Below are 26,106 nucleotides of genomic sequence, written 5' to 3' on the forward strand. Positions count from 1 at the left end.
GGACCCCGATCGGGGTCCCGCGGCGCGTTCGCTCGTGAAACGCGTCCCGGGAGCGGGCGTCAGCCCAGGTCGCCGGTGGCGGTGCGCTCGGCCAGCCGCACCAGGGTGCGCACGGCGGAGCCGGTGCCGCCCTTGGGGGTGTAGCCGTACGGGGCGCCCTCGTGGAAGGCGGGACCCGCGATGTCGAGGTGGGCCCAGGTGATGCCCTCGCCGACGAACTCCTGGAGGAAGAGACCGGCGACCAGGCCGCCGCCCATCCGGACACCCATGTTCGCGATGTCGGCGGTGGGGGAGTCCATGGTCTTGCGCAGGTCCTCGGGGAGCGGCATCGGCCAGGAGGCCTCGCCGACCTCCTCGGCGATCTCGTGGATCGAGGTGCGGAAGGCGTCGTCGTTCGCCATGATCCCGAAGGTCCGGTCGCCCAGGGCCAGCACCATGGCGCCGGTCAGAGTGGCGACGTCGACGATCGCGTCCGGGTTCTCCTCGGAGGCCTTGGTCAGCGCGTCGCCCAGGACCAGGCGGCCCTCGGCGTCGGTGTTCAGGACCTCGACGGTCTTGCCGCTGTACATGCGCAGGACGTCACCGGGCTTGGTGGCGGAACCGGACGGCATGTTCTCGGCGAGCGCGAGCCAGCCGGTCACGTTGACCTGGAGGCCCAGCTTCGCGGCCGCGACGACGGCGGCGAACACGGCGGCGGCGCCGGCCATGTCGCACTTCATCGTCTCGTTGTGGCCGGCCGGCTTCAGGGAGATGCCGCCCGAGTCGTAGGTGATGCCCTTGCCGACGTAGGCGAGGGTCTTCTCCGCCTTGGGGTGCGTGTAGGTGAGCTTGACCAGGCGCGGCGGGTTCTCGGAGCCCTTGCCGACGCCCATGATGCCGCCGTAGCCACCCTTGACGAGGGCCTTCTCGTCCAGGACCTGGACCTTGATGCCGTTCTCCTTCGCGGTCGCGGACGCGACGGCGGCGAAGGCCTCGGGGGTGAGGTCGTTCGGCGGGGTGTTGATCAGGTCACGGGCGATGTTGACCTCGGCCGCCACGACGGAGGCGCGCTCGGCGGCCGCCTTGTGCTCCTTGTCGCGCGGCTTGGCGCCCAGCAGGGTCACCTCGGCGAGGGGCTGCTTGGGGCCGCCGTTCTTGGCGCCCTTCTTCTCGCCGCCCTGGTAGGCGGTGAAGGCGTAGGCGCCCAGCAGGGCGCCCTCGGCGACGGCGGTGACGGCGGAGGCGTCGTCCAGGGGCAGGGCGAAGGCGGCCTTCTTGGTGCCGTGCAGCGCGCGGGCGGCGGCACCGGCGGCGCGGCGCAGGGCCTCCTCGTCGAAGGACTCGTCCTGCTCGGGCACGGTGCCCAGGCCGACCGCCAGCACGACCGGGACCTTCAGGCCGGCCGGGGCGGGCAGCTTGGTGGTCTCGCCTTCGGCGCCCGAGGCACCGAGCGCGTCGAGCACGGCGGCGAGCTTTCCGTCGAACGCCTTGTCCACGGCCTCGGCGCCGGCGGCCACGACGGGGCCCTTGGGGCCCTTCGCCACGCCGACCACGAGGGCGTCGGCGCGCAGCGTCGCCGCGCCGGCAGTGCTGAGAGTCAGAGCAGTCACGGTGGTGAAGTCTCGCTTCCGTTTTATGTATGTGGGCGCTGCGGTCACGTCGGGGTCGCCGGCCGCTCCGCAGCGATCGTATTCCGGGCCCGACGGCCGCCGGAAATGAGCCTACGCGTAGGCACTCGTCCGTACGTCACTCGAAGGTTTGGCAAGTTGTTCGATCAAGCGGGCTTCAGGTTCACCCATCTGTGGACTCTGTTCCAGGTTTGCCCATTGGACTGGGCGACGTCCGAAAGACTCGACCCACTCTCGCAAGGGGACGCGGGGTTCCTTTGCATGATTTCCACAGAGCCTCCCGGGCCCGGCCAACCGCCAAAGGGCCGTGCCGAGGGACGCCTGCGGGGGGAAGGCCGAAATGGTCAACAAGAACCGGATGAACAGGGTCGCCGCAGCGATGGCGGCAGCGGCCCTGATGTCCGTGGCAGTACCCGTCGCGACCGCCGAGGCGGCCGTGACACCGCGCATCGACCTGAAGGTGCTGGTCGTCGACGACGGCGGCAGCTCCGTGGAGGCGATCACCGCGGAGCTCCGGGACACCGGAGTGCCCTACACCCGGGTCGACCTGGGCAGCACGAGCCGCCCGGTCATCAACGCCGCGTTCCTCAGCGACACGGTGGACGGGCGGCCGCGGGCCAAGTACCAGGGGGTCGTGCTTCCGAACGAGAACCCGTTCGGAACCGGTTCGACCGAGGCGGCCGCGCTCGCCTCGTACGAGACGACGTACGGGATCCGCCAGGTCGACGCCTACACCTGGGCCCACCCGGGCGTGGGCCTGGAGTACACCGACAACGGCGGCTACGGCGGCCAGCTCGACGGCACGCAGGCCGCCGTCACCGCGGCCGGCAAGGCGGGCCCCTTCGGCTACCTCGGCGGTCAGGTCGCCTTCGAGGACAACTCGCCGCTGATCCTGGAGAGCTACGGGTTCATGGGCAAGCCGAGGGCCGGCTACACGAGCCTGCTCGACGCCCCCGTCCCCGGGGGTACCGGCCGGGCCTCGCTCGTCGGCGAGTACACCCACGACGGACGCAGCGAGCTGGTCGTCACCTTCGGCTACAACCAGCACCAGCAGCAGTACCGGTTGCTGGCGCGGGGCATCGTCGAATGGCTGACGCAGGGGGTCCACCTCGGACAGAGCCGCAACTACTTCGCCGTCCACGTCGACGACGTGTTCGCGCCCGACGCCCGCTGGAACAAGGAGCTCAACTGCACGCCCGGCGACTACGCCTGCGCGGGCGGCGAGGGCCAGGAGAGCACGATCCGGATGACCGCCGCCGACGCGCAGTACGCGGCGCAGTGGCAGACGGCCAAGAACTTCAAGCTGGACATGCTCTTCAACGCGGGCGCCGGCGAGGAGTGGAAGGCGGAGAACGGCGGCGTCGACGCGATGACCGCGCAGCTGGTCGCGGACCGGGCCAAGTACCGCTGGATGAACCACACCTACACGCACCCGTTCCTCGGCTGCGTGCAGGACGTCACCACCGTCCCGTGGACCTGCACCAAGAACGCCCAGGGCGCCATCAACTGGATGAGCCGGGCCGAGATCTCCGCGCAGATCCGCGACAACAACAACTGGGCGGCCGCCAAGGGCATCACGACCGACCGCACCGAACTCGTCACCGGCGAGCACTCCGGTCTCAAGACCGCCCCGCAGCAGCCCCAGGACAACCCCAACCTGGCCGGCGCGCTCGCGGACAACGGCGTGAAGTGGGCCGGCAGCGACAACTCCCGCGAACCGGTGCAGCGGCCGGTGGGCGCCGCCCTGACCGTCCCGCGGCACCCGATGAACGTGTACTACAACACGGGCACCAACGCGGAGATGGCCGACGAGTACAACTGGATCTACACCAGCCGGGCCGACGGCGGCAGCGGCGCGTGCGAGGACAACCCGGGCACCTCGACCTGTCTGCCGGCCCCGCTGAACGTCAACACCGGCTACCTGGACTACATCGTCCCGCAGGAGGCCCGCATCGCGATGCGGCACGTGCTCGCCAACGACCCGCGGCCGCACTACGTCCACCAGTCCAACCTGGCCGAGGACCGGACCCTCTACCCCGTGGTCAACCAGATCCTGGACACCTACCGGGCGATGTACGCGCCCAGCGCCCCGATCGTGAACCAGAGCATGAAGGACACCGGCGTCGAGCTCAGCCGCCGCGCGGCCTGGGACAAGGCCCTGGCCGAGAACAAGGTCACCGCGTACCGCATCGGCAAGGACGTCACCGTCAAGGCGCCCTCCGGCGTCGTGGCCCCGGTGACCGCTCCCAACGGAACCAAGAAGCAGCTCCTGCTCGGCACCGCGGACTTCGGCACCGCGTACGCCGGCACCCGGTCGGCCTGGACGGCTCCCGAGCTGCTCCAGTCGGCGGTCACGCTCAAGCTCCTCTGACCGACGGGCCGTCCGTCCGGCCCGAGCAAGCCGCCAACTCGTAACACCCAGCGCCGGCGCACCGCGAACCTCGGGGCGCCGGCCCCTTTTCCGTCCTGGGGGGACACACCGCATGAGCCATGGGCGCCATGTCACCATGCTCACCGAAGGCACCTATCCACACGTTCACGGGGGCGTCAGCACCTGGTGCGACCAACTGGTCCGCGGCATGCCGGAAGTGGACTTCAACGTCATAGCCCTGACCGGATCCGGACGTGAGCCGGTGACCTGGGAACTGCCGCGCAACGTCTACCGGCACACGGCCGTACCGCTCTGGGGGCCGGCCCCGCCCAGGACCCGACGTTCCACCCTGCGAGGCAGGGCCCACCGCCGCTTCACCGAGACGTACGAGAACTTCCTGCTCTCCCTGATCGACCCCGCCCACGGCGGGTTCTCCGACGCCCTGGGCGAGATGGCCGAACTGGCCCGGGCCGGCCGGCTCGCGCCGGCCCTGCGCTCCGAATCGGTCCTGCGCCTGCTGATGAACGCGTGGACCAGGCCCGGCCTCGTCACCGCCGATGCCGAGCCCACCATCCACGACGCGCTCACCGCCACCGACCTGCTGGAACACGCCCTGCGCCCGCTGTCCGTGCGGATCCCGCCCGACAGCGTCGCGCACGCCGTCAGCAGCGGCCTCGCGACCCTCCCCGCGCTCGCCGCGAAACGCCTCGACAAGGTGCCGTTCCTGCTCACCGAGCACGGCATCTACCTGCGCGAGCGCTACCTCGGCTACCGCACGGCGGCGCAGCGTTGGCCCGTCAAGGCCCTCATGCTCGGCTTCTACCGCGAGCTGAACACCGAGGGCTACCGGCAGGCCGACCTGATCACCCCGTGCAACCAGTACAACCGCCGCTGGGAGGAACGCGGAGGGGCCGACTCGGAGCGGATCCGCACCGTCTACAACGGGGTCGATCCGCACGCCTTCCCCGAGGCCGGTCCCGAACCCGAGGTGCCCACCCTCAGCTGGTGCGGACGCATCGACCCGATCAAGGACCTCGAAACCCTCATCCGCGCCTACGCGTTCATGCGCGAGGAGATGCCCGCCCTGCGGCTGCGGCTCTTCGGCCCGGTCCCGGCCGGCTGCGAGGACTACCGGATCAGGCTGGAGAAGCTCGGCGCGGAACTCGGCGTGAGCGACGGCATCACCTACGAGGGCCGCATCGAGCAGGTCGCCAAGGCCTACGCGGCGGGCAGCATCGTGATGCTGTCCAGCATCAGCGAGGGCTTCCCCTTCAGCATCATCGAGGCCATGTCCTGCGGCCGCACCACCGTCTCCACCGATGTCGGGGGAGTGCGCGAGGCCGTCGGCGACACCGGACTCGTCGTCCCGCCCCGGGAACCGGAGACCATGGCCCGCGCCACCCTCGCGCTGCTGCGCGACGACGAACGCCGCCTGGAACTGGGCCGGTTGTCCCGCGAACGGGTCGTCGAGAAGTTCACCCTCCACCAGTCCGTGGACGGCTTCCGGCACATCTACCGGGAACTCGCCGGCCAGCCCGTCCTGCCCGTCCACGAGGGCGACACCTGGACGCAGCGGCTCGCCGACCCCTGGTACAAGGAACTCGCGGCCGACGGGAGCCTGTGGTGAGCGGATCCCTCTGGCTCAAGCCCCCCGGCCCCGAGGGGACACGGGGGCCGGCGGGCCACGGCTCCACGGGCGGCCGCCCCGCACGGCGGCCGCCCGGCTCCGCCGACGGCGGCCTGCCGGCGATCCCCCGGCCCCGCCGGGAAGCACCCGCGGCCGACCCGATGGACGAACTCGCCGAACGGCTCGACCCGTTCATCTCGGCGGCCGTCCACCCCGACGAGATCGCCGCCATCCTCGAATCCGACGGCATGACCGACGAGTACATCCGGCTCACCTACGGCCGGCACGACTCCTTCGGCCTGGCCGAGGAGCTGTACGCCCGCGTACCGCGCTCCTTCCCGGAGCCCGACCGCGTCACCGACCCCTGGAAGGTGTCCCTCACCGCCTGCCTGCTGCGCGGGGTGATCTTCGCCCTGCCCGGCCTGGCCTACCTGCTCGGGGCGCCGCTCCTCGACGGCCCCCAGGACCGGCTCGGCCTGCCGGCGGGCACCCTGACCCTGCTCGCCGGAGCCCTCATCGGCTGGGTCTGGGACCAGACCCTCTCCCACCGGGCCTACTCCTGGCTCGGCCTCGGCGACCGGGCCGCCGCCGGACGCACCCTCCTCGTCGGAGCGCCCGCCGGGGCCCTCCTCGGCACCGCCGCCGCGCTCGCCGTGCCCGGCGGGCCGCCGTTCTCGTACGCCTTCGCCGCGGGCCAGGCCCTGTACGTCGGGGCGGCGACCGTCCTGCTGGTCCTCGGCCGGGAGCGGGTGCTGCTCGCCGCGCTCGGCCCGATGGCCGCCGGGGCGCTCCTCGCCCTCGTCGTCGACCTGCCCGTCCCGGTGCGGGTCACCCTGCTGGTGGTGTCCCTGCTGGCCGCCTGCACCCTCGCCGTACGGGAACTGCCGCTGACCGACGGCCTGCGGGCCGCCGCCGGCCGGATCCGGGGCTGGACCGAACACCGTCCGGGCGAACGCGGGCCCGTGCGCTGGCAGATGCTGCGCGGCGCCGAGGAGGAGTACACGCGGCGCGGACCCCGCATCGGGGACTCCGTCCCGTACGGGGTCTTCGGCCTGGGCACCGGCCTGCTGGTGCTGTACGCGGCACTCGGCGAGGTCCTCGCCGGCGGCCCCGCCGAGGCGGTCGCGGCGCCCTCCGCCGTCGCCCTCACCCTCAGCATGGGCCCCGCCGAATGGCTCCTGCACCGGTTCCGCAGCGGCAGCCTCGCGGGGCTGCGCGCGGCCCGCTCGTCCGGCGCCTTCCGGCGCCGGATGCTGACCACGCTGGCCCGGTGCCTCGCCACCTACCTGGCGGTGCTCCTCGTCCTGGGCGTCACCGGAACCCTGCTGTGGCCCGACGCCCCCGGTCTCACCGGGCTCCGCGTCGCGACCCTGCTCCTGCTCGGCGCCGTGATGTGGACCGGACTGCTCCTGCAGTCCTTCGGGGCGGTCCGTCCCGCCGCAGTGGTCTGCGCCTCGGCGGCCGTCGCCCAGAGCCTGGCCCTGCTGGCGGGCGCCGGACAGCCGAGGTTGGTCCAGGTCGTCGTCGCCGGGACCGCCGCCACGGCCCTGGCCGTACTCGTCTGCCTGCTCCTCGGCCGGGCGACGGCCCACCGGTGAGCCCCTCCCGCGACCCCTTCGACGAGAAGGGCCGACCGTACGAGAAGAAGGACCCCATGCTCCTGGTGCCCCTGTACGAGCACCCCGCCGACCGCCCCGAGGCCTGGGAGCGGCTCATCCGCTCCGCGGGCCGGCTCCACTCGGTGGTGCTCAACCCCGACAGCGGTCCCGGCGCGGCCCGGGACGAGCGGTTCGCCGCCGTCGCCGAACGCCTCCGCGACGCGGGCGTGGCCGTCCTCGGGTACGCCGACACCGACTACGGTCGGCGCCCGCACGGGGCCGTCGTCCAGGACCTGCTCCGGCACCGCGACTGGTACGCCACCGACGGCGCCTTCCTCGACCAGGCCGCCTCCGGCCCGGAACTCCTGCCGCACTACACGCGGCTGGCCGTCGCCGCCCGGGCGGCCGGCGCCCGCACGCTCGTCCTGAACCACGGCGTCCACCCGCACCCCGGTTACGCCGGGCTCGCCGACCTGCTCGTCACCTTCGAGGGCCCCTGGGACGCCTACCGGGACGCGGCCACCGCCCCGCCCTGGACCGCAGACCACCCGGCGCAGCGGTTCTGCCACCTCGTGTACGCCGTCCCCCGGGACGCGCCCGCCGCCGAACTCGCAGAGCAGCGCCGGGCGGGGGTCCACTGCGCGGTGCCCGGCACGGGCGCGCACCCGTGGGGAACCCTCCCGTACGCCTTGGAGGCGGCCGGATGAAGCGTTTCGCCGCCCTCCTGGTCACGGGGCTGCTCCTGCTGACGGCCTGTACCTCCGACCCCGACGACGAAGGCCCGGAGCCGGGCCCGGAGCCGGCTCCGGGGGAACGTTGGAAGCCCGTGCCCGGCACCGCCTGGCAGTGGCAGCTCAGCGGCAGGCTCGACACCTCCGTCGACGTGCCCGTCTACGACGTCGACGGGTTCACCACCAGCAAGGAGCAGGTCGCCGGGCTCAGGAAGGACGGCCGCCGCACCATCTGCTACCTGTCCACCGGGGCCTGGGAGGACTTCCGGCCCGACGCGGACGACTTCCCGAAGGCGCTGCTCGGCAAGGGCAACGGCTGGCAGGGCGAACGCTGGCTCGACATCCGCGGGCTCGACGCGCTGGAACCGCTCATGGCCGCCCGCTTCGACATGTGCCGTGACAAGGGCTTCGACGCCGTGGAGCCCGACAACATGGACGGCTACAAGAACCCCACCGGCTTCCCGCTCACGGCCGACGACCAGCTGGCCTACAACAGGCTGATCGCCCGCCTCGCCCACGACCGGGGACTGGCGGTCGGCCTGAAGAACGACCTCGACCAGATCCCGCAGCTGGTCGGCGAGTTCGACTTCGCGGTGAACGAGCAGTGCGCCGAGTACCGCGAGTGCGAGCGGCTGACCCCCTTCATCGAGGCGGGCAAGGCCGTGTTCCACGTCGAGTACGAACTCCCCGCGGACCGCTTCTGCGAGCGCTCGCGGCAGCTGGGGCTCAGCTCCCTGGAGAAGAAGTACGAACTGGGTGCCTGGCGCAAGGCCTGCTAGGCCCTGTCGTCGAAGTCCCGTCGTCGCCCCGAGGCAGACGGGAGTTTGACGACAGGTCCTGGGGCGCGCCCGCGGGCCCGGTCAGGCGGGGAGGATCGCGTGGACGCGGTAGCCGCCGCCGAAGCGGGGGCCCGCGAAGCAGGAACCGCCCAGGGCGACGGCCCGTTCGCGCATGCCGAGCAGGCCGTGCCCGCCGTGCGGATCTACGGGCTCCGGCGAGGGGTCGGCCCCGTCGCCCCCGTCGTCCAGCACGGTGACCTCCACCGAGGCGCCGACCCGCACCACGCTGACCTCGGCCCGGGCGCCGGGGCCGGCGTGCTTGCGGACGTTGGTCAGCGCCTCCTGGATGACCCGGTAAGCCGTCAGGTCCACGGGCGAGGGCAGCGCCGTCCGCTCCCGCCCCAGCTCCACGAACACCTCCACCGGCAGGCCGGCGTTGCGGAAGGTGTCCAGCAGTTCGTCCAGCACGGCCAAGCCGGGGGCCGGCTCCGTCGGGGCCTCCGGGTCGCCGGACTGCCGCAGCAGGCCGACCGTGGCCCGCAGCTCGTTCAGCGCGGACCGGCTGGCCTCCCGTACGTGGGCGAGGGCCTCCTTGGCCTGGTCCGGGCGCCGGTCCATGACGTGCGCCGCGACGCCCGCCTGCACGTTGACCAGGGCGATGTGGTGGGCCACCACGTCGTGGAGGTCCCGGGCGATGCGCAGCCGTTCCTCCGCGACCCGCCGCCGGGCCTCCTCCTCCCGGGTGCGTTCGGCCCGCTCCGCCCGCTCCCGGATCGCGTCGACGAAGGCGCGACGGCTGCGGACCGCGTCGCCGGCGGCCGCGGCCATCCCGGTCCAGGCGAAGACGCCGAGGTTCTCCTGCGCGTACCAGGGCAGGGGACCGGCCAGCATGGCCAGACCCGTCAGCCCGGCCATGGTGAGCAGCCCCACCCGCCAGGTCGTGGGCCGGTCGGTGAGCGCCGCCACCGTGTACAGGGCGATCACCGCGCACATCACGACGGGCGCCCGCGGTTCGCCGGTCGTCAGCTCCAGCAGCGACAGCCCGCAGGTGACGGCGAGCACGAGGCGGGGCCGCCTGCGCCGCTCCACCAGGGCCGCCGCGCCGAGCAGCATCAGCAGCAGCGAGAACGGCTCCGGGGCACGGGTCCCGAAGGTGGGTCCGTGCGGTCCGTGCGGATCGGCGAAGGAGCCGACGACCATCGCCACGAACGCCCCGACCGCGAGAGCGGCGTCGGTGGCCAGCGGATGGGCCCGCAGCCACTGCCGGGTGCGGGCGAACGGCTGCCCGGGGTCTGTGCTCACCCGGACAAGGTACGGGTTGCCGCGCGTCCCGTGCCGGTCAGGCGGTCCGCGGGGGAGGCGGCGGCGGGGGCCGCTGCCCGAGCGGGACGCGGGAGCGGGCGGGTCCCCACTTCGCCCGGATCGCGCACAGCGCCATGACGGCGGCGATGGCCGCCAGGTGCTCCTTGCCCGCCAGGTTGTTCTTGAAGATCACCTCGGCGATCATCACGACGACGACCAGGGCCCCGGTGAGGTAGGCCCGGTAGCGCCAGCACACGTAGATCGCCAGGCCCACCACGGCCGCGGAGGGCCCGGTGTCGTTGACGATCCGGTCGGACTCCGGCAGGCCGAGGGGGTGGTCGGCGCCGAGCGAGAGCCCGATGCGGGCGTACGTGGTCCCGGCGAGGGTGGCGACGTAGCCGATCAGCAGGGTCCGCCACCAGCCGATGCAGATCTCCGAGATCCCGAAGACCAGCAGGATCTGGGCGAGCGCCCCCCACACGGGCAGGTCCAGCGCCGGCACGAACAGCGACAGCGGCGTGCGCAGGAGAGCCAGCCACAGGGGATCGGCGGCTTTGACCGACCCGAGGTTCTGGACCGGTTGGAAGCCCCAGGAGGTGTTCTGCACGATCTGGAAGACGGACGTCAGGCACACCGCGCCGATCGTCATGGGGACGGCCCGCCACCGGTCCCGTACGAGCGCGTCCCGGACGGTCCCGAACAGGGGGCCCCACTCGCGGTGGGCGAAGCGTCGCAGTGGGCCCGTCGTCCGCGCTGTCACCTAATCGTCTCCAGATGTCTGCGGTGCAGCCACTTCGGCAGGCCGGGTGCCTCCAGGAAGCCCTCGGCCCGGCCCGCCGCGATGCCGATCCGCAGCAGGTCGGAACTCTTCTCGAAGAGCATGAACCGCGGTTCCCAGATCGGCCGGTATTTGGCGTTGGCCCGGTAGAGGGACTCGATCTGCCACCAGCGGGAGAAGAAGCTCAGCAGCGAGCGCCACATGCGCAGCACCGGACCCGCGCCGAGCCTGGACCCCCGCTCGAAGACGGAACGGAACATCGCGAAGTTCAGCGAGACCTGTGTGACCCCGATCTCCTTGGAGCGTTCCAGGAGTTCGATGACCATGAACTCCATCAGGCCGTTCTCGGAATCACGGTCACGGCGCATCAGATCGAGGGAGAGCCCCTTCGGGCCCCACGGCACGAAGGACAGCACGGCCCGCAGGTCGCCGTTGCCGTCCGTGCACTCCAGCATCACGCACTGGCCGTCGTCCGGGTCGCCCAGCCGGCCCAGCGCCATGGAGAAGCCGCGCTCGGTCGCGCCGTCGCGCCAGTCGTCGGCCCGCTCCAGCAGCACCTCCATCTCGGCGGCCGGAATGTCGGCGTGCCGGCGGATCCGGACGGTGTACCCGGCTCGCTTGACGCGGTTGTAGGCCTGGCGGACGGTGCGCATGGCCCGGCCCTCCAGGGTGAACTCGGCGGTCTCGACGATGGCCTCGTCGCCCAGCTCCAGCGCGTCCAGGCCGTGCCGGGCGTAGATCTGCCCGGCCTCCTCGCTCGCGCCCATCACGGCCGGCACCCAGCCGTGCTCGCGGGCCTCCGCCAGCCACGGCTCGATCGCCCCGGGCCAGGCCTCGGGGTCACCGATGGGGTCGCCGGAGGCCAGCGAGACCCCTCCCACGACCCGGTAGGTGACCGCGGCCTTCCCGGTGGGGGACCAGATGACGGACTTCTCGCGGCGCAGCGCGAAGTAGCCGAGGGAGTCCCGGTCGCCCTGCTTGGCGAGCAGCGTCCGCAGCCGCTCCTCGTCCTCCGCGGTGAGCGGGTCGACGGCCCGGCGGGAGCGGAAGGCCGCGAACAGCACGGCGAGGAGCAGCAGCATCGACATCACGTTGATGAAGACGTCGACCCAGCCGGGCGTGGTGATCGCGTTGTAGGCCTTGTCGTCGGGCGCCAGCGTGATCAGCCGCATCACGCCGTACCGCCAGCGGGCCAGGAACGTGGCGTCGGCCCGGTCGGCGTCGGTGTTGGTCGCCCCGACGAGCAGGGCGGCGATCAGCGAGGTGACGAGCAGGCCGACGGCGCCCACCGCGGTCGCCAGCTTCGGGTTGGAGCGGTCGCCCTTGGCGTAGAACTCGTGGCGGCCCAGCAGGAGGGCGCCGACGAAGGCCGCGGTGAGGGCGAGCGAGACCCAGTTCTGCGCGTGCTCGCGGAACTCCGGGTAGCAGAAGTCGAGTTCGCCGCCGGTGCAGGGGGCGAAGGCGGCGACCGCGAGGGCCAGCAGCAGCAGTCCGCCGACGACGAGGTTCAGGATCCAGGCGGCCCGCTTGCGGCGGCCCATGGTGACCGCGAGCAGCAGCGAGAACAGCCCGGAGGCGAAACCCGCGGTGAGCAGGTACGGGGTGTAGAAGTCGGCGGTGTTGTGCCGACGCAGGTCCTGGCCCAGCGACAGCCACACCGCGCTGAGGAAGTTGATGAAGGTGACGGCCCGCAGGTACCAGACCGCGAAGCCCGCGGCGCGCCGCGAACGGGGCGTCCCCCTGCGGGTTTCCGGCCTCCCGGCGGGGTCGCCGCCGGAATCCTTCCTGCCGTCGGCACCCTTGCCGGCCGCCTGATCGAGGCTCCGGTCGGTCTCTGCGCTGGTCAAGCGGACCTCTCCCATGAAAAGCGATGATATGGGGCATCGCAGTCCACAGGCGCCGCGGGCGCCGCGGACCGGTCAGGTCCGCGGTGCCCGTCGCCTCAGTCCACCGGCGCTTCCACGGCCCGCTCCGGGAGGTCCGCCGCGAGTGCGGCTGCCGCCTGGACCAGGGGGAGCGCCAGCAATGCCCCGGTTCCTTCTCCCACTGTGACGCCGTGGTCGAGGACAGGGTTGAGCGCCATTCGATCGAGTGCCTTCGCCTGGCCGGGTTCACCGCCGGCCTGGCCCGCCAGCCACCAGTCCGGAGCGCGGAACGCGGCCCGCTGGGCCACCAGTCCGCACGCCGCCGACACGACACCGTCGAGGATGACCGGCGTACGGCGCACCGCGCACTGGAGGAGGAAACCGGTGATCGCGGCGACGTCCGCACCGCCGACCGCCGCCAGCAGGGCCACCTGGTCGCCGAGGACCGGACGGGCCCGGCGCAGCGCGTCACGGATCGCGGCGCACTTGCGCATCCAGGTCAGGTCGTCGATCGCGACCCCGCCGCGGCCGGTGACCACGGAGGCGTCGGTGCCGCAGAGCGCGGCGACGAGGGTGGCGGCCACCGTGGTGCCGCCCACGCTCAGGTCGCCGAGGACGACCAGGTCCGTACCGGCGTCGGCCTCCTCGTCGGCGATGCGGATGCCGAGCTCCAGGGCGGCCCGCGCCTCGTCGATCGTCAGGGCGTCCTCCCGGTCGATCCGCCCGCTGCCGCGCCGGACGCGGTGGCGCACCACGTCCTCGGGGAGCAGTTCCGGATCGCAGTCCAGGCCCGCGTCCACGATCCGTACGCCGGCGCCGAAGCGGCCGGCCAGGATGGACACCGGGCTGTTCCCGTCGAGGACGGAGCGGACCAGTTCGTGGGCGGTGCCGGCGGCCCGGGCGGAGACGCCCTCGGCGGCGATCCCGTGGTCGGCGGCGAACAGCACGACGCGCGGCCGCTCCAGGGGCCGGACCGGGACCCGGCCCTGCGCCGCGGCCAGCCACTCGGCGAGGTCGTCGAGCCGGCCCAGCGCGCCGGGCGGCACCGCCAGTCGCTCACGGCGATCCTCGGCGTCACGCCGGACGCCCCCGTCGGGGCGCTCGATCAGATCGGAGAAGTCGTCGAGATTCAGCGTGGTCATCTGCCAGAGCGTACAGCCGGTGAGGCCCTGCCCAAGCCCCCTGCGCGCGGGGTCGACGGGCCCGTCCGGGGCCTCTGCGCCCGGGGCCGATCCCGGGAGCGGCGCGCTACTCCTTGAGCACCGCCACCTGTCCCGCGACGACGAGCAGCACGTGCTCGCACTCGCCGGCCACCGCGTTGTTCAGTCGCCCCAGCTCGTCCCGGAAACGGCGCCCCGACGCCGTCGCCGGGACCACCCCCGAACCCACCTCGTTGCTGACGAGCACCACCGGGCGGCGGGTCGCGCGGACGGCCGCCACCAGGTCGGCGACCCGCTCGCGCAGCCGCTTCTGGCCGTCGGCCGCCCACACCGCGTCGTCCCAGGCCCCGACCCGGTCCATGGCGTCGGTGAGCCACAGCGCCAGGCAGTCGATCAGCAGGGCCGGCCCGGCCGCCTCCAACAGGGGCACGAGCTCGCAGGTCTCCGCCGTCCGCCAGCTCGCCGGCCGCCGCTCCCGGTGCAGACCGACCCGCTGGGCCCACTCGGAATCACCGTCGCGGACGCCGCCCGTGGCCACGTAGACCACCTCCGGGTAGGCCGCCAGCCGCCGTTCCGCCTCGAAGGACTTGCCCGACCGGGCCCCGCCCAGCACCAGGGTCCGGCGCGGCACGTCCGGCCCCTCGTGGTAGTCGCCGGCCACCACCGTGGTCCCGTCCGGCACCACCCGCGCACCGGCCGCCGCGCACCGGCGCTCCAGCTCCCGCCCCGGCGGGGTGTCGTGGTCCAGGTGCACGGCGATCACGTCCGTGGCCGGGCCGACCGCCCCGCTCGCCCGCAGCCGCGCCAGCGCCTCGGGCCGGCCCAACACGTCGGCCAGCACCATGTCGTAGGCGCGCCGCGCCGTCGTCCCGTCGGTACCGGCCGGCGCCCCGCCCGGCGGCAGGTACAGCAACCGGCTGCCGTCCGGGCCGGTGACGTCGTAGCCGGTGCCCGGCGCGTCCATCGGGACGGCCCGCACCCGGTGCCCGCTGATCACCGTGACCTCCCGCCCGTCCGGGACCCGCCCTGCGGCCGGTAGCCCCGGCGGGAGCTCGACGGGCGGCCCGTCGTGCGGATGGGTGAGCAGCACCTGCCGTACGCCGGCCAGCGAATGGCCCGCGCGGGCCCCGGCGAGCACGGCCCCCGGGGTCAGGTCGAGCAGCAGCGCCCCGTCCACGAGGACGGCGGTCGCGGCGCGGGACCGGGGGCCCACGGAGACCGCGCAGGCGGCGCAGGGACAGCCGGGGCGGGGCAGTCCTTCGGGTGTACCGGTGCCGAGCAGAGTGAGTTCCACACGGAGATCCTCCCGCGTCGCCGGGACTGCTGCGCGCCCGGTTACTCTGCGGGCACACTCAACGTGGAAGAGCGGACGACCAACGGAGGCGGACATGGCGTGGACGTGGCGGTTCGAGACGGCCGAGGGAACCGAGAGCACTCCGGCGGTGACACCGGAGGAGTTCACCACGCAGGGGGACGCGGAGTCCTGGATCGGTGAGTACTGGAAGGACCTGCTGGAAGGCGGTACCGAACAGGTGAAGCTGTCCGACGACACCGGCACCGAGCTGTACACCATGAGCCTGCGCGCGGCTCTCGACGCCTGACCCCGCCGGGGGCCCACCGCCCCCGGCCCACGGGTCGGCCGGGGGCGCGGGGGAGCGTCGTGGGGTTCCGGCTAGCCGCGGACGCCGCAGAGGTGCAGCAGCGCGGCCACCGCGCGGTACGGGTCGGTCCGCCCGGCGCGTTCCTCGGCGGCCAGCAGCCGCTCCAGTTCCTCGTCGCGCGGCAGTTCGTTCCCGGCCTCGGTGCCGTCGGTGAAGACGCGCACCCCGTACCAGGTGTGCAGGGGCGCGCCGATCCCGGACAGGGTCGCCGTGAGGCCGGCCAGCCGGTCGGCCCGTACGTCCAGGCCGAGCCGGTTGGTGTAGTCGACGGTGTCGAAGGCGGCCAGCGCGGCCGTCCAGTCGCCGGACTGGCCCGGGCGCATGGCGAGCGCGTCGCCGTTGCGCACGAGCAGGGACAGCAGACCGCCCGGTGCCAGCATGCGGGCGAGTCCCGCCAGCATGGCGTCGGGCTCGGCCACGTACATCAGCACGCCGTGGCAGAGCACCACGTCGAAGCTGCCCGGCCCGAAGTGCGCGCCGGTCTCACGGCCGTCGCCCTCCAGCAGCCGGACCCGGTCGCGGATCCCGGCGGGTTCCGCGGCCAGCGCCGCCTGCGCGACCCGCAGCATCTCCGGGTCCTGTTCCAGACCGGTGACCTTGTGCCCGGCGCGGGCCAGGCGCAGCGCCTGGGTGCCCTGACCCATGCCGACGTCGAGGACGCGCAGCCGCTGCCCGACGGGGAAGCGGTGCGTGATCTGTTCCTCGACCTGTCGGCCGACGAGTTCCTGGCGGACGGCGTTGCGCAGCCCGCCGAGGCCCTCCAGCCAGAGCCGGGCGCCGCCGGCGAAGCCGCCCCCCGACGCCCCGGCCGGTCCGGGCGTCCCTCCGGTCAGGGCCGTTCCCCGCGCTTGACCTGGGGCTTCGGCAGGCGCAGCCGGCGCATCTGGAGGGTGCGCATCAGGCCGTACGCCACCGCGCCGCGGCGCGGCTCGTTCGCGAAGCGCTCGTTGAGCGCCTTGCGGAGCCGGAACACGAGGCCGACGGAGTCGACGATGATCAGGGCGATCACACCGAGCCACAGCATCAGGGCGATGTTCTGGATCGACGGCACCCGGACCATGCTCAGCACCAGGATGATCACCGCCAGGGGCAGGAACATCTCGGCGACGGAGAAACGGGAGTCCACGAAGTCGCGGACGTACCGGCGCACCGGGCCCTTGTCACGGGCGGGCAGGTAGCGCTCGTCGCCACTGGCCAGCGCTCCGCGCTGCTTGGCCATCTCCACGCGACGGCGCTCACGGGCTCGTTTGGCGTCCTCCTTGCGATTGCCGGTCGAGGCCACCACGGCCTTGCGCTGCGACTGGGCCACAGCACGCTTCGGCGTCGGGCGGCCCTTCGGGGCCTGCGGGTCACGGGGCTGCGAGAGGTCGGCGCTCACCTTGTCGGTGGCGGCGGCCTTCTCTTCCTTGGAGGAGCGGCTACCAAACACAAAACCCAAGCCTACGTGGTCGAAGGCACGCGCCCCACCCCGGCGGGGAACGATCCGGCAACGGCGGGCGTCTTCCCAGTAGCGGTTCCCCGTGGGTGCTCCCGGGTATCCCCGGAGCATCCGGGGTCCCAGGGGATCACCTACTCCTTACGCCTGACACGGTGCGGGCGTAGTCGTCCTGGAGGAGGAGCGCATCCGTACTCGATCAGTGCGGTAATAGAGGCAGGGCCCGTAGTGTGGTCCTGTCGGTGACCTTGAGCGAAGTCCGTCAGAAGGGGGCGCGCGAAGCCCATGAGCGGTGTCATGAAGCGTATGGGGATGATCTTCCGCGCGAAGGCGAACAAGGCCCTTGACCGGGCCGAGGACCCGCGCGAGACCCTTGACTACTCGTACCAGAAGCAGCTGGAGCTGCTGCAGAAGGTGCGCCGCGGCGTCGCCGACGTGGCGACCTCCCGCAAGCGCCTGGAACTGCAGCTGAACCAGCTCCAGGGGCAGTCCGCCAAGCTGGAGGACCAGGGCCGCAAGGCCCTCGCCCTCGGCCGCGAGGACCTGGCCCGCGAGGCCCTGTCCCGTCGGGCCTCGCTCCAGCAGCAGGTCAGCGACCTGGAGGTGCAGCACCAGACGCTCCAGGGCGAGGAGGAGAAGCTGACGCTCGCCGCGCAGCGCCTCCAGGCCAAGGTGGACGCCTTCCGCACCAAGAAGGAGACCATCAAGGCCACCTACACGGCGGCCCAGGCGCAGACCCGGATCGCCGAGTCCTTCTCCGGCATCTCGGAGGAGATGAGCGACGTCGGCCTGGCGATCCAGCGGGCCGAGGACAAGACCGCCCAGCTCCAGGCCCGGGCCGGCGCGATCGACGAGCTCCTGGCCTCCGGTGCGCTGGACGACCGCAGCGGCCTCGGCTCCAAGGACGACATCCAGGCCGAACTGGACCGCCTCTCCGGCGGTAGCGACGTCGAGCTGGAACTCCAGCGGATGAAGGCCGAGCTGGCGGGCGGCCCGTCGGCCCAGCAGCAGGCCATCGAGGGCGGCGCGCCCGGCGAGGGTCGGTCCTCGCAGACCAAGCACCGGTTCGACAAGCAGTAGGACGGGGCCCGTCATGATTGTCCGCATCATGGGGGAAGGGCAGGTGGAGATGGCCGACAGCCACTTCACCGAGCTCAATAAGCTGGACGACGAACTGCTCGCCGAGATGGAGCGCGGCGACGAGGAGGGGTTCCGGCGCACGCTGGGCGCCCTGCTCGAAGCCGTGCGGCGGCTCGGCGCGCCGCTCCCGGACGACGCGCTGGAGCCGTCCGAGCTGATCCTGCCCGGACCGGGCGCCACGCTCGACGAGGTCAAGGCCATGCTGAGCGACGACGGCCTGATCCCGGGCTGACCGCGCGCTCCGGACCGTACGCACAGCAGGAAACCGATGCGTGAAGGGCCCGCCCCCGATCCGGGGGGCGGGCCCTTCACGTACGCGCGCCCGTTCCGACGCGCCCGTTCGCCCTGCGCGCTCCGGTCGGCCGGCGCGCTCCGGTCACTCCGGACGCTCCGGACGCTCCGGTTTCTCCGGGGCCGCCGTCCGGTCCGGGTCCGGGGTTCCGCCGATGAAGTTCTCGAACCGGCGGCGCGGATGCGCCCAGCGCCGGTCATGGTGGAAGGCGCGCAGCCCGGCCCTGGCCCGGGCGCGCGGCCGGTTCACGTAGAACCTCTTGGCGTACGGGGACCCCGGCCGGGCCAGCCGCACCGCGCCGATCAGCGCGACGAAGGGGACCACCAGGCCGAAGATCGCGGTGCGTGCCTTGCCCTTCCACAGGGCGATCAGGGTGAGGAAGAAGTTCGTGGCGGTGTTCATGACCACCAGCCCGCGGTTCTGCCGCTCGTCGGCCGTCAGCTCGTTGACCCCGAACGGCAGGAAGCCGCCCAGCACCAGGGCCACCAGCGCCGCCGTGACCACCACGACCTCCACGCTCTTGCGCCCCTGCTCGCTCCAGTACACGTCGTCGAGGTGCAGGATCAGCGCGAACTCGTCCAGCACCAGGCCCGCGCCGAGCCCGAAGATCACCGCCGACAGGGCCGCCCCGAGGCCGTACCGGCCGCTGCCGACCGCACCGAACCCGCCGATGATCACGAGGATCACGCCCGGGACCACGTGGTGGACGTGGACGCCGCCCGGAGTGATGTTCTTGAAGGGGCCCTTGCCCGCGCGGATCAGCCGTGTGATCACCCGGGTGATGAGGAACGAGGTCACGAAGGACAGCAGGGCGAGCAGCAGCGGGAGCTTCCCCGGCTCGACGATGTTGCGGTACCACCAGTGACCCATCGCACCAACTCTCTGTGTAGCGGCTCCCGATTTGGCACGTAATACGCAATTTACCGCCCGCCACGAGCGGGTAGCGTTCCCGCCGATGAAAGATTCGTTCGACGATCCGCCCCCCGTGCCGCCCTCCGAGCGCGCCTCGCTGCCCGACGGGCTCCGCTTCGCGTTCGGCACGCTGACCGTGCTGCCCGCGCGCATCACCCGCTGGGACCGGCCGGCCGCCCGTACCGGCATGGCCTGCGCCCCCGTCGCCGGCCTCGCCGTCGGACTGCTCGCCGCCGTGCCCGGAGTCCTCCTGCTGCTCCTCGGCGGCGGCCCGCTGCTCGCCGCCGCGGTCACCGTCGCCGTACCGGCCGCGTTGACGCGGGGGCTGCACCTCGACGGCCTCGCCGACACGGCCGACGGACTGGGCAGCGCCAAGCCCGCCGACGCCGCCCTGCGGATCATGAAGCAGTCCGACATCGGCCCCTTCGGGGTCATCGCCCTGCTGATCGTCCTCCTCGTCCAGACGGCCGCCCTCGCCGACGTGTACGCCGACAGCTGGGTGCGCGGCGCTCTCGCCACCGTGGCCGCAGCGGTCGCGGGCCGGCTCGCGATGACCCTCGCCTCCCGCGAAGGGGTGCCCGCCGCCCGGCCCGAGGGACTCGGCGCGGCCGTTGCGGGCGTCGTCCCGAGCCGCGCGGCCGTGGCGGTGACAGCCCTGGTCACGGCCGCAGCCGCACTGGCCGCCCTCCCGCTCGGCCTGCCCACGGCCCTCCAGTACGCCGCCTCCGTCCTGGCGGCCCTGGCCGCCGCCGAGATGCTGCTGCGCCGTTGCGTCCGCCGCTTCGGCGGCGTCACCGGCGACGTCTTCGGAGCCCTCTGCGAGGTCGCCGGCACCACCGCCCTGGTCCTCCTCGCCCTCGGCTGACCCCGCCCGTCGCACCCGTCCCGCCGGTCACGCAGCGGCGCCGCGTACTCTCGGGGCGTGGACGAGACCGTGGAGCAGACCCAGGACGGCGGCCCCATCCGGGTGCTGCTCGCCGACGACCAGGCGCTGCTGCGCAGCGCGTTCAAGGTGCTGGTCGACTCCGAGCCCGACATGCTCGTCGTCGGGGAGGCCTCCGACGGTGCCCAGGCGTACGCCCTCGCCGGCGAACGGCGGGCCGACGTCGTCCTCATGGACATCCGGATGCCCGGGACCGACGGCCTCGCCGCCACCCGCATGATCAGCGCGGACCCGGAACTCGCCGGGGTCCGCGTCGTCATGCTGACCACCTTCGAGGTCGACGAGTACGTCGCCGCCGCCCTGCGCGCCGGCGCCTCGGGCTTCCTCGGCAAGGGCGCCGAGCCCGACGAGCTCCTCAACGCCATCCGGGTCGCCGCCGCCGGCGAGGCCCTGTTGTCCCCGGCGGCGACCAAGGGACTGATCGCGAGCTTCCTCGCCCAGGGCGGCCGGGCCGACGCGCCCGCCGCCGGCTCCGCGCACGCGGAACGGCTCGCCACCCTGACCGGTCGCGAGCGCGAGGTCCTCGTCCACGTCGCCGCCGGCCTGTCCAACGACGGCATCGCCACCCGCCTGGAGGTCAGCCCGCTGACCGTCAAGACCCACGTCAACCGGGCCATGGCCAAGCTCGGCGCCCGGGACAGGGCGCAACTGGTGGTCGTGGCCTACGAATCGGGCCTGGTACGGCCCCGTTCCGACTGATCCGCGGGGTCGCGCAGTAGGACGGACTACTGCAAGTGCGGTATGCGGCGCATAAGGACGGCACCTGGGGGCGACGCAGTCGGGCCCCGGGGTGCGGAAGTCTGGGGGTCGCCTCGCGTGTGCCCGACGGCATGCCCTCGTATACGTCACTGCAGAGAGATCCCATCCATGTCCTGGCTGTCCCGATTCAGCCTTGCCCAGAGAGCGCTGGTCGGCCTCGTGTCGATCGTCGCGCTCATCTTCGGCGCCATAGCCATCCCTCAGCTCAAGCAGCAGCTGCTGCCCTCCATCGAACTGCCGATGGTCTCCGTGCTCGCGCCGTACCAGGGCGCCTCGCCGGACGTCGTCGAGAAGCAGGTCGTCGAGCCGATCGAGGCCACCCTCAAGGGCGTCGACGGCATCACCGGAATCACCTCCACCGCGAGCGAGGGCAACGCCCTCATCCGCGCCACCTTCGACTACGGCGACAGCGGCACCAAGCAGCTCGTCGCCGACGTCCAGCAGGCCGTCAACCGGGCCCGCGTCCGGCTGCCCGCCGACGTGGACCCGCAGGTGGTGGCCGGTTCCACCGACGACATCCCGACCGTGATCCTCGCCGTCACCTCCGACAAGGACCAGCAGGCCCTCGCCGACCAGCTGGAGCGCTCCGTCCTCCCCGCCCTGGAGGACATCGACGGCGTCGGCCAGGTCAGCGTCGACGGCGTCCGGGACCTCCAGGTCACCGTCACGCCCGACAACGCCAAGCTCGCGGCCGCCGGCCTCGACGGCGCCTCCCTCGCCAAGGGCCTCCAGGCGGGCGGCGCCGCCGTCCCCGCCGGCTCCTTCGACGAGGAGGGCAAGAACCGCACCGTCCGCGTCGGCGCCGGCTACACCTCGCTCGCCCAGGTCGAGGACCTGCGGCTGAGCCCCGCCACCGGCAAGCCCGCCGTCCGCCTCGGTGACGTCGCCACCGTGAAGCAGGAGCCGGCCGCGGCCGACTCCATCACCCGCACCAACGGCAAGCCCAGCCTCGCCGTCGTCATGACGATGGACAAGGACGGCAGCGCCGTCGCCATCTCCGACGCCGTCAAGGACAAGCTGCCCGAGCTGCGCTCCACCCTCGGCTCCGGTGCCGACCTGACGGTGGTCAGCGACCAGGGCCCGGCCGTCGCCAAGTCCATCTCCAGCCTCACCACCGAGGGCCTGCTCGGCCTGGTCTTCGCGGTGATCGTGATCCTGGTCTTCCTGGCGTCGCTGCGCTCCACCCTGGTCACCGCGGTCTCCATCCCGCTGTCCGTGGTCCTCGCCCTGATCGTGCTGTGGACCCGCGACCTGTCGCTGAACATGCTCACGCTGGGCGCGCTCACCATCGCCATCGGCCGGGTCGTCGACGACTCGATCGTGGTCCTGGAGAACATCAAGCGCCACCTCGGCTACGGCGAGGAGCGCGAGGCGGCGATCATCACCGCGGTCAAGGAGGTGGCCGGCGCGGTCACCTCCTCCACGCTCACCACCGTCGCCGTCTTCCTGCCCATCGGCCTGACCGGCGGCATGATCGGCGAACTCTTCGGTTCGTTCTCCCTGACCGTCACCGCGGCTCTGCTGGCCTCGCTGCTCGTGTCGCTGACGGTCGTACCGGTGCTGTCGTACTGGTTCCTGAGCGCGCCCAAGGGCGTGGTCGCCGGAGACGCGGAGAGCGCCGCCAAGGCCCGCCGCGAAGCCGAGGAGAAGGAGGCGAACAGCCGCCTCCAGCGCTTCTACGTACGGGTCCTGGGCTTCGCCACCCGCCGCCGCCTGACCAGCGTGGCCCTCGCGGTGGTCGTCCTGATCGGCACGTTCGGGATGACCCCGCTGCTGAAGACCAACTTCTTCGACCAGGGCGAGCAGGACGTCCTGACGGTCAAGCAGGAGCTGGCGCCCGGCACCTCCCTGTCCGCCGCGGACGAATCCAGTCGCAAGGTCGAGAAGCTGCTCGGCTCCGTCGAGGGGATCAAGAGCTACCAGGTCACCGTCGGCTCCTCCGGCTTCATGGCCGCCTTCGGCGGCGGCACGGGCTCCAACCAGGCCTCGTACCAGGTGATGCTGAAGGACTCCGGAGACGCGGACGCCGTCAAGAAGCGCATCGAGAGCGGCCTCGCGAAGCTCGACGGCATCGGCAGCACCCGCATCGCCGCGGGCGACGGCTTCGGCAGCCAGAACCTCAGCGTCGTAGTCAAGGCGGGCGACGCAGCCACCCTGGCGAAGGCCGCCGAGCAGGTCCGCACCGAGGTCGCGGCCCTCAAGGACGTCGCCGACGTCCAGAGCGACCTGGCCCAGTCCGTGCCCCGCATCTCCGTCACCGCCACGCCCAAGGCGGCCGACGCGGGCCTGGACCAGGCGATGCTCGGCGCGGTCGTCGCGCAGGCCGTCCGGGGCAACCCGGCGGGCAAGGCCGTACTGGACGACACCGAGCGGGACATCGTCATCCGTTCCGCCCGCCCGGCCACCACCCTGGCCGAGCTCCAGGCGCTGCAGGTCGGTCCGGTCAAGCTCGGCGACATCGCCGAGGTCAAGGTCGTTCCCGGGCCGGTCGCGATGACCCGGATCGACGGCGCCCGCGCCGCGACCATCACCGCCCGTCCCGTCGGCGAGAACACCGGAGCGGTCAGCTCCACCCTCCAGACGAAGATCAAGGCGCTGGACCTGCCCGCCGGGGCCTCGGCCTCCATCGGCGGCGTCTCCGAGGACCAGGACGAGGCGTTCGGCTCGCTCGGCCTGGCCATGCTCGCGGCCATCGCGATCGTCTTCATGCTGCTGGTCGCGACCTTCCGCTCGCTGGTCCAGCCGCTGATCCTGCTGGTCTCCATCCCCTTCGCGGCCACCGGCGCGCTCGGCCTGCTGATCGTCACCGGCACCCCGATGGGCGTCCCGGCGATGATCGGCATGCTGATGCTCATCGGCATCGTGGTGACCAACGCGATCGTCCTGATCGACCTGGTCAACCAGTACCGGGCCCAGGGCCTCGGCGTCGTCGAGGCGGTCGTCGAGGGCGGACGGCACCGGCTCCGCCCGATCCTGATGACCGCCCTGGCGACGATCTTCGCCCTGCTCCCGATGGCGCTCGGCGTCACCGGCGAGGGCGGCTTCATCTCGCAGCCCCTCGCGGTGGTGGTCATCGGCGGCCTGGTCAGCTCCACCCTGCTGACGCTGCTGCTGGTGCCGACCCTCTACACGATGGTCGAGCTCCGCAAGGAGCGCCGCCGCGCGAAGAAGGAGGCCCGCAGCACGCCGGTCCCGACGCGGACGGACACGCAGGAACCGCTCAAGGTCTGACCGACCGGCTCCGACGCCGAAAGGGGCGCCCCCGAGGGGGCGCCCCTTTCTCGTGCTCCGGGCCGGTGGGCGGGCCGTTACGGCAGGGCCAGCATCCGTTCCAGGGCGAGCTTGGCGAAGCTCTCCGTCTCCTTGTCGACCCGGATCTGGTTGACGAGGTTGCCCTCGGCCAGGGACTCCAGGGTCCACACCAGGTGGGGGAGGTCGATGCGGTTCATCGTCGAGCAGAAGCAGACCGTCTTGTCGAGGAAGACGACCTCCTTGTCCTCCGCGGCGAAACGGTTCGCCAGGCGCCGGACCAGGTTCAGCTCGGTACCGATGGCCCACTTGGAACCGGCCGGGGCCGCCTCCAGCGCCTTGATGATGTACTCGGTCGACCCGACGTAGTCCGCGGCCGCCACGACCTCGTGCTTGCACTCGGGGTGCACCAGGACGTTCACGCCGGGGATGCGGGCGCGCACGTCGTTGACCGAGTCCACGGAGAACCGGCCGTGGACCGAGCAGTGGCCGCGCCACAGGATCATCTTGGCGTCGCGCAGCTGCTCGACGGTCAGGCCGCCGTTCGGCTTGTGCGGGTTGTAGAGCACGCAGTCGTCGAGGGACATGCCCATGTCGCGGACGGCGGTGTTGCGGCCCAGGTGCTGGTCCGGCAGGAAGAGGATCTTCTCGCCCTGCTCGAACGCCCAGTCCAGGGCCTTCTTCGCGTTGGACGACGTACAGATCGTGCCGCCGTGCTTGCCGGTGAACGCCTTGATGTCGGCGGAGGAGTTCATGTACGAGACGGGGACGGTGACATCGGCGATGCCCGCGTCCGTCAGGACGTCCCAGCACTCCGCGACCTGCTCGGCGGTGGCCATGTCGGCCATGGAGCAGCCGGCCGCGAGGTCAGGGAGGACGACCTTCTGGTCGTCGGAGGTCAGGATGTCGGCCGACTCTGCCATGAAGTGGACGCCGCAGAAGACGATGTACTCGGCCTCCGGCTTGGCGGCCGCGTCCTTGGCCAGCTTGAAGGAGTCACCGGTGACGTCGGCGAACTCGATGACCTCGTCACGCTGGTAGTGGTGACCGAGGATGAACACCTTGTCCCCGAGCTTCTCCTTGGCCGCGCGGGCGCGCGCCACGAGGTTCGGGTCCGACGGGGAGGGCAGGTCGCCGGGGCACTCCACCCCGCGCTCGCTCTTGGGGTCGGCTTCGCGGCCGAGCAGCAGCAGGGCAAGGGGCGTCGGCTGGACGTCCAAGGGCTGGGCGGTGGTCACGACACGCACCCTTTCTGTTCTGCGACTAGGAACTTCATTTCGACTTCTCGTCTATTTGACGTTATCTATCATAACCGCTTCACGTCACTTTGACGATGCCGATAGTGTCGATGTGACGCATTCGCCCCCGCCGGCGGGCCCCGTCGCCGGCCCGGTTCGCCGGGTCCGCCCACCCGCCCGCGTGGGTGTGCGAGCATGAATGTCTGAAACAAGAAGCAGGACCCGGAATGAATCCGCGGTCCCGCTGGTTGCCACCGACGGCAAGAGTCCGACGTTTCCCCAGCCTCCGGCGGGGAGCCGCCCACTTCGGGAGTGAATGCAGATGTCCGTACAGGACGACAAGACCACTGTGAGCGACGGCATCCTCCTGTCCGACGCCGCCGCCGAAAAGGTCAGGACCCTGCTGGAGCAGGAAGGCCGCGAGGACCTGGCGCTGCGCGTCGCCGTCCAGCCCGGTGGCTGCTCCGGCCTGCGCTACCAGCTCTTCTTCGACGAGCGCTCCCTCGACGGTGACGTCGTCAAGGACTTCGACGGGGTCAAGGTCGTCACCGACCGCATGAGCTCCCCGTACCTGCACGGCGCCTCGATCGACTTCGTCGACACCATCGAGAAGCAGGGCTTCACCATCGACAACCCGAACGCCACCGGCTCCTGCGCCT

At 72.3% G+C, this 26,106-nt stretch carries 22 protein-coding genes; 12 read left to right on the forward strand and 10 right to left on the reverse strand.

The window, feature by feature from the left end:
- Nucleotides 1-59: 59 nt before the first annotated feature.
- Nucleotides 60-1,589 carry a leucyl aminopeptidase gene (locus tag ACFVS6_RS40365; protein ID WP_389711526.1) on the reverse strand — a complete coding sequence of 510 codons (1,530 nt, stop codon included), beginning with the start codon at nucleotides 1,587-1,589 and terminating at the stop codon, nucleotides 60-62.
- Nucleotides 1,590-1,947: 358 nt separating this feature from the next.
- On the opposite strand from ACFVS6_RS40365, the gene ACFVS6_RS40370 reads away from it, so the two are divergent.
- From ACFVS6_RS40370 to ACFVS6_RS40390, 5 genes are all read left to right on the forward strand, one after another.
- Nucleotides 1,948-3,978 (forward strand): hypothetical protein, encoded by a 2,031-nt coding sequence (locus tag ACFVS6_RS40370; protein WP_389711527.1) that lies wholly within the window; start codon nucleotides 1,948-1,950, stop codon nucleotides 3,976-3,978.
- A gap of 112 nt (nucleotides 3,979-4,090) precedes the next feature.
- Nucleotides 4,091-5,605, forward strand: a complete 1,515-nt coding sequence (gene pelF, locus ACFVS6_RS40375) for a GT4 family glycosyltransferase PelF (RefSeq protein ID WP_389711528.1) — start codon at nucleotides 4,091-4,093, stop codon at nucleotides 5,603-5,605.
- Complete coding sequence (locus ACFVS6_RS40380) at nucleotides 5,602-7,203, forward strand: hypothetical protein (RefSeq protein WP_389711529.1); 1,602 nt, start codon at nucleotides 5,602-5,604, stop codon at nucleotides 7,201-7,203. The genes pelF and ACFVS6_RS40380 overlap by 4 nt, the downstream gene beginning before the upstream one ends.
- Nucleotides 7,204-7,259: 56 nt before the next feature.
- Nucleotides 7,260-7,910: a spherulation-specific family 4 protein gene (locus tag ACFVS6_RS40385; RefSeq protein ID WP_385572341.1), complete on the forward strand. Its 651-nt coding sequence runs from the start codon at nucleotides 7,260-7,262 to the stop codon at nucleotides 7,908-7,910.
- Nucleotides 7,907-8,713 (forward strand): endo alpha-1,4 polygalactosaminidase, encoded by an 807-nt coding sequence (locus ACFVS6_RS40390; RefSeq protein WP_389711530.1) that lies wholly within the window; start codon nucleotides 7,907-7,909, stop codon nucleotides 8,711-8,713. Before ACFVS6_RS40385 ends, ACFVS6_RS40390 begins: the two co-directional genes overlap by 4 nt.
- An 81-nt stretch (nucleotides 8,714-8,794) precedes the next feature.
- Here the strand turns inward: ACFVS6_RS40390 and ACFVS6_RS40395 are convergent, their stop codons facing one another.
- The 5 genes from ACFVS6_RS40395 to ACFVS6_RS40415 all read right to left on the reverse strand — a co-directional run bounded on the left by ACFVS6_RS40395 (nucleotide 8,795) and on the right by ACFVS6_RS40415 (nucleotide 15,112).
- Nucleotides 8,795-10,015 (reverse strand): sensor histidine kinase, encoded by a 1,221-nt coding sequence (locus tag ACFVS6_RS40395; protein ID WP_389711531.1) that lies wholly within the window; start codon nucleotides 10,013-10,015, stop codon nucleotides 8,795-8,797.
- A gap of 37 nt (nucleotides 10,016-10,052) precedes the next feature.
- Nucleotides 10,053-10,775 carry a hypothetical protein gene (locus ACFVS6_RS40400; RefSeq protein ID WP_389711532.1) on the reverse strand — a complete coding sequence of 241 codons (723 nt, stop codon included), beginning with the start codon at nucleotides 10,773-10,775 and terminating at the stop codon, nucleotides 10,053-10,055.
- Entirely contained in the window at nucleotides 10,772-12,655 is a 1,884-nt protein-coding gene (locus tag ACFVS6_RS40405) for a phosphatidylglycerol lysyltransferase domain-containing protein (RefSeq protein WP_389711533.1), read from the reverse strand. The genes ACFVS6_RS40400 and ACFVS6_RS40405 overlap by 4 nt, the downstream gene beginning before the upstream one ends.
- 80 nt (nucleotides 12,656-12,735) lie before the next feature.
- On the reverse strand, nucleotides 12,736-13,800 hold the full coding sequence (gene cobT, locus ACFVS6_RS40410; protein ID WP_389711534.1) for a nicotinate-nucleotide--dimethylbenzimidazole phosphoribosyltransferase: 1,065 nt from the start codon (nucleotides 13,798-13,800) through the stop codon (nucleotides 12,736-12,738).
- Nucleotides 13,801-13,906: 106 nt separating this feature from the next.
- A complete protein-coding gene (locus tag ACFVS6_RS40415; RefSeq protein WP_389711535.1) occupies nucleotides 13,907-15,112 on the reverse strand; it encodes a bifunctional adenosylcobinamide kinase/adenosylcobinamide-phosphate guanylyltransferase in 1,206 nt (401 codons plus the stop codon).
- A gap of 94 nt (nucleotides 15,113-15,206) precedes the next feature.
- On the opposite strand from ACFVS6_RS40415, the gene ACFVS6_RS40420 reads away from it, so the two are divergent.
- A complete protein-coding gene (locus ACFVS6_RS40420; protein WP_389711536.1) occupies nucleotides 15,207-15,419 on the forward strand; it encodes a hypothetical protein in 213 nt (70 codons plus the stop codon).
- A 71-nt stretch (nucleotides 15,420-15,490) separates the two neighbouring features.
- Here the strand turns inward: ACFVS6_RS40420 and ACFVS6_RS40425 are convergent, their stop codons facing one another.
- Nucleotides 15,491-16,243: a class I SAM-dependent methyltransferase gene (locus ACFVS6_RS40425; RefSeq protein WP_389711545.1), complete on the reverse strand. Its 753-nt coding sequence runs from the start codon at nucleotides 16,241-16,243 to the stop codon at nucleotides 15,491-15,493.
- 65 nt (nucleotides 16,244-16,308) lie between these two features.
- Complete coding sequence (locus ACFVS6_RS40430; protein ID WP_389711537.1) at nucleotides 16,309-16,917, reverse strand: DUF3043 domain-containing protein; 609 nt, start codon at nucleotides 16,915-16,917, stop codon at nucleotides 16,309-16,311.
- A 282-nt stretch (nucleotides 16,918-17,199) separates the two neighbouring features.
- Between ACFVS6_RS40430 and ACFVS6_RS40435 the strand changes: the two genes are divergently transcribed.
- On the forward strand, nucleotides 17,200-17,994 hold the full coding sequence (locus ACFVS6_RS40435; RefSeq protein ID WP_389711538.1) for a PspA/IM30 family protein: 795 nt from the start codon (nucleotides 17,200-17,202) through the stop codon (nucleotides 17,992-17,994).
- Between the two features lie 13 nt (nucleotides 17,995-18,007).
- Nucleotides 18,008-18,286 (forward strand): hypothetical protein, encoded by a 279-nt coding sequence (locus ACFVS6_RS40440; RefSeq protein ID WP_389711539.1) that lies wholly within the window; start codon nucleotides 18,008-18,010, stop codon nucleotides 18,284-18,286.
- A gap of 144 nt (nucleotides 18,287-18,430) precedes the next feature.
- Here ACFVS6_RS40440 and ACFVS6_RS40445 read toward each other — a convergent pair whose 3' ends face one another.
- Nucleotides 18,431-19,216 (reverse strand): hypothetical protein, encoded by a 786-nt coding sequence (locus ACFVS6_RS40445; protein ID WP_389711540.1) that lies wholly within the window; start codon nucleotides 19,214-19,216, stop codon nucleotides 18,431-18,433.
- Between the two features lie 85 nt (nucleotides 19,217-19,301).
- Here ACFVS6_RS40445 and ACFVS6_RS40450 point away from each other — a divergent pair, with 85 nt between their 5' ends.
- From ACFVS6_RS40450 to ACFVS6_RS40460, 3 genes are all read left to right on the forward strand, one after another.
- Nucleotides 19,302-20,123 (forward strand): adenosylcobinamide-GDP ribazoletransferase, encoded by an 822-nt coding sequence (locus ACFVS6_RS40450; protein WP_389711541.1) that lies wholly within the window; start codon nucleotides 19,302-19,304, stop codon nucleotides 20,121-20,123.
- Nucleotides 20,124-20,180: 57 nt separating this feature from the next.
- Nucleotides 20,181-20,900 (forward strand): response regulator, encoded by a 720-nt coding sequence (locus ACFVS6_RS40455; protein ID WP_389711542.1) that lies wholly within the window; start codon nucleotides 20,181-20,183, stop codon nucleotides 20,898-20,900.
- A gap of 168 nt (nucleotides 20,901-21,068) precedes the next feature.
- Nucleotides 21,069-24,191, forward strand: a complete 3,123-nt coding sequence (locus ACFVS6_RS40460; protein ID WP_389711543.1) for an efflux RND transporter permease subunit — start codon at nucleotides 21,069-21,071, stop codon at nucleotides 24,189-24,191.
- Between the two features lie 77 nt (nucleotides 24,192-24,268).
- Here the strand turns inward: ACFVS6_RS40460 and nadA are convergent, their stop codons facing one another.
- A complete protein-coding gene (nadA, locus tag ACFVS6_RS40465) occupies nucleotides 24,269-25,456 on the reverse strand; it encodes a quinolinate synthase NadA (protein WP_281204597.1) in 1,188 nt (395 codons plus the stop codon).
- Nucleotides 25,457-25,769: 313 nt separating this feature from the next.
- Here nadA and ACFVS6_RS40470 point away from each other — a divergent pair.
- Nucleotides 25,770-26,106 (forward strand): HesB/IscA family protein (locus ACFVS6_RS40470; protein ID WP_389711544.1); only part of this gene is annotated, 337 nt, incomplete at its 3' end.

It is taken from the genome of Streptomyces sp. NPDC057939, from assembly GCF_042887545.1.
Taxonomy (GTDB): Bacteria; Actinomycetota; Actinomycetes; order Streptomycetales; family Streptomycetaceae; genus Streptomyces.

Coding starts and splice junctions, on each gene's coding strand:
- ACFVS6_RS40370 (WP_389711527.1), top strand. CDS start 1,948: ATGGTCAACAAGAACCGGATGAACAGGGTCGCCGCAGCGATGGCGGCA.
- pelF (WP_389711528.1), top strand. CDS start 4,091: ATGAGCCATGGGCGCCATGTCACCATGCTCACCGAAGGCACCTATCCA.
- ACFVS6_RS40385 (WP_385572341.1), top strand. CDS start 7,260: ATGCTCCTGGTGCCCCTGTACGAGCACCCCGCCGACCGCCCCGAGGCC.
- ACFVS6_RS40390 (WP_389711530.1), top strand. CDS start 7,907: ATGAAGCGTTTCGCCGCCCTCCTGGTCACGGGGCTGCTCCTGCTGACG.
- ACFVS6_RS40405 (WP_389711533.1), bottom strand. CDS start 12,655: ATGGGAGAGGTCCGCTTGACCAGCGCAGAGACCGACCGGAGCCTCGAT.
- cobT (WP_389711534.1), bottom strand. CDS start 13,800: ATGACCACGCTGAATCTCGACGACTTCTCCGATCTGATCGAGCGCCCC.
- ACFVS6_RS40420 (WP_389711536.1), top strand. CDS start 15,207: ATGGCGTGGACGTGGCGGTTCGAGACGGCCGAGGGAACCGAGAGCACT.
- ACFVS6_RS40435 (WP_389711538.1), top strand. CDS start 17,200: ATGAGCGGTGTCATGAAGCGTATGGGGATGATCTTCCGCGCGAAGGCG.
- ACFVS6_RS40440 (WP_389711539.1), top strand. CDS start 18,008: ATGATTGTCCGCATCATGGGGGAAGGGCAGGTGGAGATGGCCGACAGC.
- ACFVS6_RS40445 (WP_389711540.1), bottom strand. CDS start 19,216: ATGGGTCACTGGTGGTACCGCAACATCGTCGAGCCGGGGAAGCTCCCG.
- ACFVS6_RS40450 (WP_389711541.1), top strand. CDS start 19,302: ATGAAAGATTCGTTCGACGATCCGCCCCCCGTGCCGCCCTCCGAGCGC.
- ACFVS6_RS40460 (WP_389711543.1), top strand. CDS start 21,069: ATGTCCTGGCTGTCCCGATTCAGCCTTGCCCAGAGAGCGCTGGTCGGC.